Genomic DNA, 11,801 nt, shown 5'->3' on the forward strand with positions numbered 1-11,801 from the left:
TGATTTAAACCTGTAACCAATCCGGAGAACTATCTGTAGGTGTATTGATCAGGATCGGGATACCATCCGGAGAATGGAATCGGATCGACAACATTCCCAAATGTGACTCATACGGACCTTCAAATGCAATCTTATGTACTGTCAAATGCTGCATCACTGCTTTCAGATCGTCAGTTATAAAACTGATCTGTGTTGCTCCTGCTGGTAGATGTTTAGACAGATTCAGATCCACTCCTTTTTGTCCACTATTGAAAACCGTTAATCCATCTTGCTCTATAGCAGGTTGCAGTCCAAGTAGCTTGAAGAAAGCACTGGCAGCAGACAGATCATGAGACCCCATTTCAATTTCATGTATGCGAATCTTCATGTGCAGGTTTGTGGTCAACAGGTTTTTCTTTTTTGACACCCATCATACCTCCCATCATGATCAATGCTGTCAATACAATGACTTGGATAATGAGTGAATTATCAACCATGGATATTCTGTCTTCAGGCAATATGGAGAGGAATAAAAGAATCGTGATCAATCCTCTTGGTGCTATAAACAGCAAAGGAAAAAGAGGCAACCCCGATATTTTCAATTGAATAGCCCTGATCAAAAAGATGGCAGCTACCACAATTCCAGCCCACAATAGTGTTTGCAGATTGATAAGGTCTGCTGTTTCCAATAAATAACCAAAGAGAATGAAAAAGAAAGTCCTGATTACAAATGCAGCTTCTGTGGCTATTTCTCTGAACTTGTGTACTTCTTTATCCAGATTATCGGGCTTTAGTAGCGCTATATATTTATATTTTTTGAGTGCATCCAGATTCCCCAGAAAGATGCCGAATAAAAGAATGAATAATAAGGATGGTAAATGATAGATCTTAGAAATAGTATAGATCAGAATCAACATCACCATGATGGGAATGAACTTGATATGATGATTGATTCTACCCAATAAATAGGATAGACCAACCGTTGCAAAAAAAGAAACAATCAATATCAAAACCAACTGCCATCCAAATTCAAAGAATGCATGCCCATCAATAACAGCATTCAAAGCAATAAAATTAAAAAAGATGACACCTACGATATCTGACAAGCTACTTTCATAGGTCACGAACTCACGATCATAGGTTTTCAAATTTTTAGCAGTAGGTATCGCAATGGCACTACTGATTACAGCTAATGGAATGACATTGACCAGACTTTGCTTAAAATTATAGCCGCTGTAATAACTCAATAAGCCGGCGAGTATCAATCCAACAGCAAGGATGGGGAAGAAAGAAACAAAAAAAGCTTTCTTCACCATGGGTAGTTTAGACTTATCCAATTCCAATTCGAGAGAACCTTCTAATACAATCAGGATCAATCCTATGGTACCAAGTATGGGAAGTAATGAGGAAAGATCAGGAACAACTACATTAAAAAAAATAGTCAGCTGCTTGATGACCCAACCCAAGAGAAGCAATAAAATTACAGAAGGTATTCTTGTCTTAGCAGAACTCAGATCAAACAAGTATGCCAATAAAATAAGAATGCATAGTGTAATGATGATAGATGTGGTCATACCTGCAATATAAGGTATGAAAATTGTTTTTCATAATGCCGTAAATATGCTTATTAATAGATTAACAAAGCTGTTTCACTAAATTAAGTAGGCTGTATCAAATCCCAGAGATTGCCATACAAATCTTTGAATACAGCTACTGTGCCATACGATTCTTTTTGTGGAGGTCTTACAAAGACAACGCCTTTATCGGTGTAGAGATTAAAATCACGTTCGAAATCATCGGTATATAAAAAGAGAAATACACGTCCTCCGGTTTGGTTGCCGATGTATTGTTCTTGTACAGCGCCATCTGCTTTTGCCAATAACAAAGCAGTAGCAGCACCTTTAGGAGCTACACGTACCCATCGTTTGGTAGATGATAGTGTTGTATCTTCTAACAACTCAAATCCAAGAACATTCACATAGTATTGAATGGCTTCATCATAATCTCTGACCACTAAACTGATATGTGCTATTTGTTGCGCCAATTTATTTCGATAATTCAATGATCATGGTACCATTGGCTGCTACTTCAAAATTCTCTCCAATTGATGTTCCGGAAATAATATCTTTTCCTTTTGTAAAACCTTTTGTGCGTTCACTGTAATCCGCCAATGACATTTTTTTTACCGATGATGACGTATTGATCACACACATTACGGTATGTAGATCATCATATCGGAAATAAACATACAATCCATCAGCAGGAAGAAATTGCGTGGTCTTTCCTGTGGTTAATGCAGCAGAATTTTTACGATACTGTGCAATGGTTTTTACATAATCAAAAGCCTGTTGTTCTGCTGTGGTTCGACCTTGTACAGTAAACTTATTCTGTGCATCACCCTCAAAACCACCCGGAAAATCCAATCGCACCATGGCATCACTTGGATTTTTAAAATTCTTCATCAGTATTTCTGTTCCATAATACAACTGAGGAATACCCCTTAATGTGAGCAACAATGCAATACCTTGTTTGTATCGGTTCATGTCTTCATTCACTACAGACAAAAAACGATCCATATCATGGTTATCCAGGAAGATGCAATTGTTCTTAGGTTCCTTATAAAGAATATCCTGTGCCAATGTCATGTAGAGTTTGTTCACGCCTTCTGTCCAGCCAAAGGGTTGGTTCAGTGTTGCCATGATGGCGCTATTCAAAGGGAAGTCTGTAACACCTTCTGCATTGTGACGGAAAGGAACATCCATATTATTTCTGGTGAAATAAGCACTGCCGGTAACAGTGTTTGTCCAGGCTTCTCCGAAGATGGTAAGTTTTGGATACTCTCTCAACAAAGCATCATTGATACGGTTCAGGAATGGTTCATCACAATATTTATAGGTATCCACTCTCCAACCATCTACACCAAACTCTTCGGTGCTCCAGATCGCGTGTTGAATTAAAAAATTAGCAACGAATGGATTGCGTTGGTTCACATCCGGTAAGTGTGGCACAAACCAACCATCCAACATTTGCTTTTGATCTTTTTCACTGGAATACTTTCCAAACAAGGCTTCATCACGATGATTGCTACCGGTATACTTGTCCCAACGGTTCACCCAATCAGCTGAAGGCGGGTCTAAAGCCATCCAATGGTGAGAGCCGATATGATTGTACACGGCGTCTTGAACGAGTTTCATACCATTGGCGTGTAATGCATCAGATAGTTCTTTGTAACTGTTGTTGCCTCCCATACGAGGGTCAACTTTGTAATGATCCGTAAACCAGTAACCATGATAGCCACTCATCATGCCGGCTGCTTCTTTGTTCAGCGGCATATTGTTCTCGATTACAGGTGTCATCCATAAAGCGGTTACACCCAATTCTTTCATGTAATCGATATGGTTTTGAATCCCTTTTAAATCACCGCCATGTCTTCTTAATACATCTTTCCGATCACTGCCGTTATCATGCATATTGGCAAACTGATCATTGGAAGGGTCGCCATTACTAAAACGATCGGGCATGATCAGGTAAATCAAATCCTTTGCAGTAACTCCTTGTGCAAACTTTGTGCCTCTACCCTCTCTTCTTTTTTTAAGTGCCCAAGTATATGTTTTTGATTGTTTATTGCTAGTAGTAATAATGGATATGTTACCGGGTTGTGCTGATTTGCTAATCGATACATCCAGGACCAGGTATTTTCCATTACTAAAACGATGGGTACGTAATAAGCTCACGCCGGGATATTGCACACGGACATTTGATCGTGAAAATTGACTGTCATCACTTTTTAAGATCAATTGAACACGATCTCTGTTCATGCCTGCAAACCAATGTGTGGGGTACATGGTAAGTTCTTGTGCATTCACCAAGAATATCATCCAAACTGCTAATAGTGTACTGAATAGCTTTTTCATAATATTTAATCATGAGCGTTGTATTTATCTTAACACGCTACTGTTTATATTTTTTTTTACTCCTGGGCCGTATGGCCCCGTCTCTGTTCCCGGGCTGCATTGGCCTCTTTTCAGATCTGCTGCGCATGATCTGAAATGTCTTCGCTACGCTTGACACCGACCCCAATGAGGCCCGTACACAGAGACTGATGAAGAATGCTTCTTCTTGGCTTGCGAATATACTAAGTGAATTTTCCAGTATCCGCCTTTACTTTTACTTTGATAAATGATCAGAGTTATTTCTTTACTTCTTGATTTCGTTTATGCTTTTTCTTGCTTAATGCGTATAGCACCTGCATCATACACAAACAACACACTCACAGCTCCGCATAACATGAGGAACCCCGCCAATACAATAGCATAGATTGGCTGACCACCATAAATATTTTTTACGATCCATCCACCACCAATACCATTGATGATTTGTGGTAAAGTGATGAAGAAATTGAATATCCCCATATAAATACCCAGTTTACCTGCAGGTATAGAACCGGATAAAATCACATAAGGCATTGCCAAAATACTCGCCCATGCCAATCCAACACCAATCATTGAATAAGTCAGCATGGCGGGGTCTTTGATAAAGTAAATAGAGATCAATCCAACACCACCTGCAATGAGTGAAAATGCATGGGTTCCTTTTCTTCCTAAGAATTTAGCAACAACAGGTATGAACAATGCATAGATGGCTGCCACTAAATTATAGGTGCCAAATGCAGAGCTCACTTTATTGCCTGCTTCATTGTAAGCTACTGATCTTGCATCATCAGGTGATAATCCGTATACATGCGTAGCAACAGCATCTGTTGTAAATACCCACATGCTGAACAATGCAAACCAGGAAAAGAATTGTACCAATCCCAATTGTTTCATGGTCTTGGGCATATTCTTAAAATCTTTAAAGATGGCGCCGAGTCCTTCTTTTTTGGAAGCTTCATCTTGCTTGCCATGGTATTTTTCATACTCTTCAGGTGGATATTCTTTCGATAGAAAAACTGTTACCAGAATGGCAGTAATAAAAACGGCAGCACCGATATAAAATGCATACTTGATATTATCTGCTACACCTGATTCCCCCGCTTCCTGCGAGAATCCGCTCTTTGCGAGAATAGAGGGGAGTTCTGATCCTACTACTGCACCAATACCGATCAGAAAAGTTTGTATGGCAAAGCCACTGGTTCTTTGTGAATCGGGTAGATTGTCTGCTACCAAAGCTCTGAAGGGCTCCATGGCAACATTAAATGAAGCATCCATAATCATCACCATACCGGCACCAATCCATAAAGCAGGAATGATGGATGACATCGCTGCTGAATTCGGAAGAAAGACCAAGGCAGCTGATGATAACAAAGCACCCAATAAGAAATAAGGCTTTCTTCTTCCTAAGCGATTCCAGGTTCTATCACTATAATGACCAATCAACGGCTGTACAATCATCCCCATCAACGGCGCAACGATCCAGAACATGGGCAGGTGTTCTACATCTGCACCAAATGAACGGAGTATGCGACTCGTATTTCCATTCTGTAATGCAAATCCGAATTGAACACCTAAGAAACCAAAACTCATGAAAAATATCTGCGTTAGCGACAAACGTGGTTTGGGCATGAGACCCGCTGAGCTAGTGGATACCGGGGATGAACTTGCCATGGCAATCGTTTAATATAGGTTAGCTTAATTATAAAGTTTAGCCGCAGATTAGAGTAAAAAATCTGCGAATCTGCGGCTAAAATAAAAATCAAATCACAAATCCATCAGGCAATACAGCCAGCTTCTTCACCACTACAATACCATCTTTCACAGTGTACAAAGCATGGTCTGTATTGGCCAAATGTTCACCACCATTAATACGTACATCATTACCAATGCGACAATTTTTATCAATAATGGCATCTTTGATATAACAACGTTCACCGATACCGATCTTTGGTAATCCTTTCGCAGTATTCGTTGCCATCTCTTCAATGGTCTCATAATAATCATTACCCATCAGATAGCTATTCACTACGGTAGTTCCATGTCCAATACGGGAACGAATACCCACCACACTCTGTTCTATTCTACTCGCATGAATGATCGATCCTTCAGCGATGATGGTTTTCTCCAAAGTAGTGCCACTGATCTTTGCCGGTGGCAACATGCGTGCGCGACTGTATACCGTTTTATTGTTATCAAATAAATTGAAAGGTGGTATCTCTTGTGTGAGCGCGAGGTTGGCTTCATAGAAAGAATAAATATTTCCAATATCTGTCCAATAACCATCGTATTGGAAACTGATCACTTTATAATTCTCGATAGAATCCGGAATGATCTCCTTTCCAAAGTCGGTAGCATTGGGATGTACATTGTTCAGCAAATGATACAATGCATGTTTACTGAAAATATAAATACCCATGGAAGCCAGGTAATTTCTTCCTGCTTTCTGCATGTCGGCTCCGGTATCACTCACCCAATCAGGTAATAATTCTTTCTTGGGTTTCTCAATAAAGGAAGTGATAAAGTTTTCATCATCGGCTTTGAGGATACCAAACTCAGGTGCATCTCTTTCATCCACCGGAATGGTAGCAATAGAAATATCGGCACCTTTTGCTTTATGGCTTTCCAGCATCTCACTGAAATCCATTTGGTACAACTGATCACCACTCAAGATCAAGATGTATTCAAAATCCATATTTGAAATATGGCGCAATGATTGTCTCACCGCATCCGCAGTACCTTGGTACCAACCCGGATTATCAGGTGTTTGCTCTGCCGCCAGAATATCTACAAACCCAGTACTAAAAGCACTGAAGTGATAAGTATTCTTGATATGCTTGTTCAATGAAGCAGAGTTGAACTGCGTCAATACAAACATGCGATTGATATTGCTGTTGATACAGTTACTGATGGGAATATCCACCAAACGATACTTACCTGCAATGGGAACTGCGGGTTTTGATCTGCTTGCTGTCAAAGGATACAACCTTGTACCTGCTCCCCCACCGAGGATCACTGCTAATACGGATTTTGAGATACTGTTCATGGATCTTTGATTTTTTGATCTTTGATTTCTTGATTTTTTATCTGTGATTTTTATCTGTAATTTTTGACTTTTGATTTTTGATTTTTTACTTTATCTCTACTAAATCAAGAAATCAAACCTGCCTGTCGGCAGACAGGGATCAAAAAATCACAGATCACTTCAGGCTTTTATACACATTCGTATACTCATCCACTGTACTCTCCCAACTATGATCTATCTGCATCATGTGTTGGCGCATCCAGTTGAAATGTGTTTTGTCTTGGTACACAGACACAGCTCTACTGATTGCGTAAACAACATCATCTGCTGTGGCATGATTGAACCGAATACCAAATCCATCCGGATCACCCATGTCTACCACCGTGTCTTGTAAACCTCCGGTACTTCTTACCATCGGTACTGTTCCATAACGCATGGCATACATCTGATTGAGTCCGCATGGTTCTACCCTGCTGGGCATCAATAAAAAGTCTGCCCCTGCATACATGATATGACTCAATGTTTCATCATAACCAATAACCACATTGAATACACCTTTATATGGCTCTGCCATTTGTTGAAACTCCCATTCCACATTTGTCTCTCCACTACCTAATACCAGAAAGCTGGCTTGTCCCTGTGTTTGTTCAATACCTATGCGAATAGCATGTGGTAAAATATCTGCTGCTTTTTCTCCTACCAGTCTACCAATGAAAATAAACAAAGGCTTGGTAGCATCAAGTCCGAAACGTTCACAGAGTATCTTTTTATTCTTTTCTTTTCCGGCCGCTACTGTCTTTACAGTAAAATGATGTTCAAGGTATTTATCTGTAGCGGGATTCCAAACTTCATTATCAATTCCGTTTAAGATACCCACGCATTTACCCCGCTCATATTCAAACAATTTCTCCAATCCGTTGGAATTACTCCTGAGTTCATCCATATAGCTCCAACTAACAGTTGTTACTTTTGCTGCGCATTTGATTCCGGATGCGAGTGGATTGATGGTTTCATTCCAATCCAACATACCCCGCTTCCAAAGATCCCAACGCGGAACGTATCTACTTTTATCCCAACCCATCCATCCCTGGTATTGTGCATTGTGTATCGTGATAACGGTAGGCACTGTTTTCAGTGTATTGTAATCATAACAATACTGCATCATAAAAGGAATAAGACCGGTATGGTAATCGTGGCAATGCACCACATCCGGACGATGCTCCCAACTGGCGAGCCAATTCACAAATGCGATCTGAAAGGCGGTGAAGCGTTCGGCATCATCATCATAGCCATAGATCTTCTGACGATCCAGCAAACCATTGATATCAATCAGGTATAAATCGTATCCTAATTTATTGGTGGGTTCTTTAATAACAGTATAATCAAAAAACCAGTTACCTAAATTGGTTTGTCCTTTGAAGTCAACTGTCCATTCGTTGTCGTACAGAAATTTAGTGCGGTACATGGGCATCACTACTTTGGCCACATGTCCGGCTTTCACCTGGTATTTAGGAAGGGCGCCAACTACATCTCCCAATCCACCGGCCTTGGCCACCGGATAGCACTCGGCGCTGACATGAATAATCTCCATGAATTGCAGTTTGTCTTGTTTGCTCTCAATTTAAGAACTAAAATGCTACCATCAAATTCTACTTTTAAAATTTTTACATCTTCATTTTCTCATTATTTTACATCCTTCATTAAAACCAACGATTGTTATGACCCAGCCAAAGCAACCGACCAATACCGGCGCATTGACCACCCTAGTTGTCGTTTTTTTCTTTTGGGGTTTCATTGCCGCAGGTAATAGTGTCTTCATTCCTTTTTGTAAACATTATTTCAGTCTCGATCAATTTCAAAGTCAGCTGATTGATTTCGCCTTTTATCTCGCTTATTACCTCGGCGCACTCGGACTTTTTGCTTATGGTGCGTTTGGTGGAAAGGATTTAGTGGGAAAATGGGGATATAAGAAAAGTATTGTATATGGGCTTTTATTCTCTGCCATTGGTGCGGCTGCCATGATCATTGCAGTGAATGCAAATACGTTTGCCGGCATGTTGGTGGGTTTGTTTATTGTGGCTTTGGGCTTCTCCTTACAACAAACAGCTGCGCAACCTTTCTCCATTACTTTGGGTGATCCATCTACCGGTACCAGCCGTGTGAACCTGGGTGGTGGGGTGAACTCTTTTGGTACCACCATCGGTCCCATCGTTGTAGCACTTGCCTTGTTTGGTACCACTGCAGCCATTACGGATGAGCAGATCAAAGGTTTGAGTTTAAGTAAAGTCATTGTACTCTATAGTTGTGTGGGTGGATTGTTTATCGCTGCCGCCGCACTCTTTCATTTTTCCAAGAAAGTACCATCCGGTATCATGGAAGAAAAAACAGAGCCTGCGAATAAAGCATTGACTACACTTATTATCATGACAGGATTATTGGTGGTGATGTTTGTTCCCATCTTCAATAGTTATAAAAACCTAGCGCCGGATCTGAGTGCTGCTGCACAACATGAGTTGGAAACCTATCGTATGAAATGGTTGTTTGGTGCATTGGCAGTAGTGGTGGTTGGATTGATTGCTGCGAATTATACCGCTCAGAAAAAATCGGATGGATGGGGTGCGATGAAATATCCGCAACTCGTTTTGGGTATGCTGGGCATTTTTGTATATGTAGGTGTGGAAGTATCGATTGGAAGTAACCTGGGTGAATTGTTGAAGCAAGCAGATTTTGGTGGTTATCAATCATCACAGATCGCTCCTTTTATTTCTATGTATTGGGGTAGTTTGATGATCGGTCGCTGGGCCGGTGCCATCAGTGCTTTTGAATTGAAGAGCTCTACACATAAAGTGATGACTTTTATCGTTCCATTGGTAGCATTTGGTATTGTGATTGGTGCGAATAGCATTGCCCAATATGATATGACTCCTCTCTATTGGTATATCATCTGTGTATTGATTCAGATCGGTGCTTTTTATATCAGCAAAGATAAACCTGCTCGTACCCTGCTTATTTTTAGTGTACTGGGTGTAACTGCGATGGCCATTGGTATTTTCACCAAAGGCACGGTGGCTACTTATGCATTTTTAAGTGGAGGTTTGTGTTGTTCGATCATGTGGCCTTGTATTTTCTCATTGTCTATTGCCGGTTTGGGTAAGTACACCACACAAGGTTCTGCTTTCCTGATCATGATGATTTTAGGTGGTGGTATCATTCCTCCTATTCAGGGTAAGATGGCTGACTACCTGCAATCATCGAATGCCACAACAGCAGGTTATGGTATTCACCAATCGTATTGGGTTTGTTTACTTTGTTTTGCTTACTTGGTTTTCTTTGCAGTGGTCGTAAAAGGTATCTTGCGCAAACAGGGTATCGATTATGAAACTGAAAAATCAACCGGAAGCGGACATTAATTGTTTTGAATAAAAATTATTGAGTATGGCTACTACATCTGCTGCAATGGAACCTCTTGCAATAGGAATTGATATTGGTGGAACAGGTACCAAGTTTGGTATCGTTGACCGTGTGGGTAATGTATTGTTCTCGAGTGAAATGTCTACGCGTAAACATGCAGAAGTAGAAACATTTATTGATGAACTCTATCATCATCTCTCCGACCTCATCGCAAAAGCCGGAGGTGTAGGTCGTATGAAAGGTATTGGTGTGGGTGCGCCCAATGGCAACTATTATACAGGCACTATTGAATATGCACCCAACCTTCCCTGGAAGGGCATCATTCCTTTGGCCAAGATGATTGAAGATAAATTCAAACTACCTGTTACCCTCACCAATGATGCCAATGCTGCTGCAATTGGTGAAATGATGTATGGTGCGGCAAAAGGCATGAATGATTTTATCATGATCACATTGGGAACAGGTGTGGGTAGTGGTATTGTAGCCAATGGCAAACTGGTTTACGGACATGATGGCTTTGCCGGTGAACTCGGACATACCATCATCATCCCCGATGGACGCATGCATGATGGTACGGGTAAAAAAGGATCATTGGAAAGTTATGCTTCAGCCACCGGTGTTCGTTTGACCACATTGGAATTACTCGAAAAAAGTGACCAGCCCAGTTGGTTGCGTAATGTGCCGGTAGATGAGATCGATTCTAAAAAAGTATATGATGCTGCGATGGAAGGTGATGAACTTGCAAAGTCCATCTTTGAATACACCGGAAAAATATTAGGTCTTGCACTCGCCAATTTTGTGATGTTCTCCAGTCCCGAAGCCATCGTCCTCTTCGGCGGACTCACCAAAGCCGGTGACCTGATCCTAAAACCTACGCGTGAAAGCATGGAAGAAAATCTGATCCAGGTATTTCAGAATAAAGTGAAAATATTGGTGAGTCATCTGAAAGAGTCGGATGCTGCTATTTTGGGGGCTTCGGCATTGGTGTGGGAGAAGCAGTGAGCTTTGAGCCATTGCTGTCCGGAGAAAATTTATTTTTGATACCGGATGTCTGTGATTGTTGGATTAGAGCTATCCAATACAGTGTTTTGAGTTATGCAAGCCCTTAAGTTTTAAATAGATTCGGCGGCTGTAAGACTTGTTTTTGTTGTTGTATTTTATTGAGCAGTGATTTTTCTGGCCATTTGAGGAAGGCATTCAAGTCCAAGTAAGTCATTAAATGTAATCTGACCAGCCCTGTAAGGTTGGAAAAAGCCATTTTAGATTTACTACCCTTTCTAATTACTTTTAAAATCAGATCAGCAATCAATGCACACCAAATCTGTATTTTAATGGCATTGGCATTATCACCCAAAAAATATTGAAGTTCATAGTTTTGTTTGATGCGTTTAAAAAAGGTTTCAATCTGCCATCTCTGGCGATAGTAATTGGCTACTGTTATTGCTCTGAGTCTCCTG

General features: G+C 40.6%; 10 protein-coding genes. 2 read left to right on the forward strand and 8 right to left on the reverse strand.

Going from position 1 to position 11,801, the window contains the following annotated elements; genetic code table 11:
* Window positions 1-4: 4 nt before the first annotated feature.
* The 7 genes from ACTIEV_RS13835 to ACTIEV_RS13865 form a co-directional block, all read right to left on the reverse strand.
* A complete protein-coding gene (locus ACTIEV_RS13835) occupies window positions 5-367 on the reverse strand; it encodes a VOC family protein (RefSeq protein WP_178889612.1) in 363 nt (120 codons plus the stop codon).
* On the reverse strand, window positions 348-1,553 hold the full coding sequence (locus ACTIEV_RS13840; RefSeq protein WP_322195347.1) for a cation:proton antiporter: 1,206 nt from the start codon (window positions 1,551-1,553) through the stop codon (window positions 348-350). Before ACTIEV_RS13840 ends, ACTIEV_RS13835 begins: the two co-directional genes overlap by 20 nt.
* An 83-nt stretch (window positions 1,554-1,636) precedes the next feature.
* Entirely contained in the window at window positions 1,637-2,023 is a 387-nt protein-coding gene (locus tag ACTIEV_RS13845; protein WP_416194666.1) for a VOC family protein, read from the reverse strand.
* Window position 2,024: 1 nt separating this feature from the next.
* Entirely contained in the window at window positions 2,025-3,893 is a 1,869-nt protein-coding gene (locus tag ACTIEV_RS13850) for an alpha-amylase family glycosyl hydrolase (protein WP_322195349.1), read from the reverse strand.
* A gap of 300 nt (window positions 3,894-4,193) precedes the next feature.
* On the reverse strand, window positions 4,194-5,582 hold the full coding sequence (locus tag ACTIEV_RS13855; RefSeq protein WP_322195350.1) for an MFS transporter: 1,389 nt from the start codon (window positions 5,580-5,582) through the stop codon (window positions 4,194-4,196).
* Window positions 5,583-5,670: 88 nt separating this feature from the next.
* Window positions 5,671-6,954 carry a glucose-1-phosphate adenylyltransferase gene (locus ACTIEV_RS13860; protein WP_322195351.1) on the reverse strand — a complete coding sequence of 428 codons (1,284 nt, stop codon included), beginning with the start codon at window positions 6,952-6,954 and terminating at the stop codon, window positions 5,671-5,673.
* A 154-nt stretch (window positions 6,955-7,108) separates the two neighbouring features.
* The gene (locus tag ACTIEV_RS13865; RefSeq protein ID WP_322195352.1) at window positions 7,109-8,524 is read right to left on the reverse strand and encodes a glycogen synthase; all 1,416 of its coding nucleotides are present in this window, start codon (window positions 8,522-8,524) and stop codon (window positions 7,109-7,111) included.
* A 127-nt stretch (window positions 8,525-8,651) separates the two neighbouring features.
* Between ACTIEV_RS13865 and ACTIEV_RS13870 the strand changes: the two genes are divergently transcribed.
* Together ACTIEV_RS13870 and ACTIEV_RS13875 are read left to right on the forward strand one after the other, a co-directional pair.
* On the forward strand, window positions 8,652-10,343 hold the full coding sequence (locus ACTIEV_RS13870) for an MFS transporter (protein WP_250685920.1): 1,692 nt from the start codon (window positions 8,652-8,654) through the stop codon (window positions 10,341-10,343).
* Window positions 10,344-10,368: 25 nt separating this feature from the next.
* Window positions 10,369-11,346 carry an ROK family protein gene (locus ACTIEV_RS13875; protein ID WP_322195353.1) on the forward strand — a complete coding sequence of 326 codons (978 nt, stop codon included), beginning with the start codon at window positions 10,369-10,371 and terminating at the stop codon, window positions 11,344-11,346.
* A 103-nt stretch (window positions 11,347-11,449) separates the two neighbouring features.
* Here ACTIEV_RS13875 and ACTIEV_RS13880 read toward each other — a convergent pair.
* A partial coding sequence (locus ACTIEV_RS13880; protein ID WP_439516692.1) for a transposase occupies window positions 11,450-11,801 on the reverse strand: 352 nt, incomplete at its 5' end.

The sequence above is a fragment of the Sediminibacterium sp. genome (assembly GCF_051861365.1).
Taxonomy (GTDB): Bacteria; Bacteroidota; Bacteroidia; order Chitinophagales; family Chitinophagaceae; genus Sediminibacterium.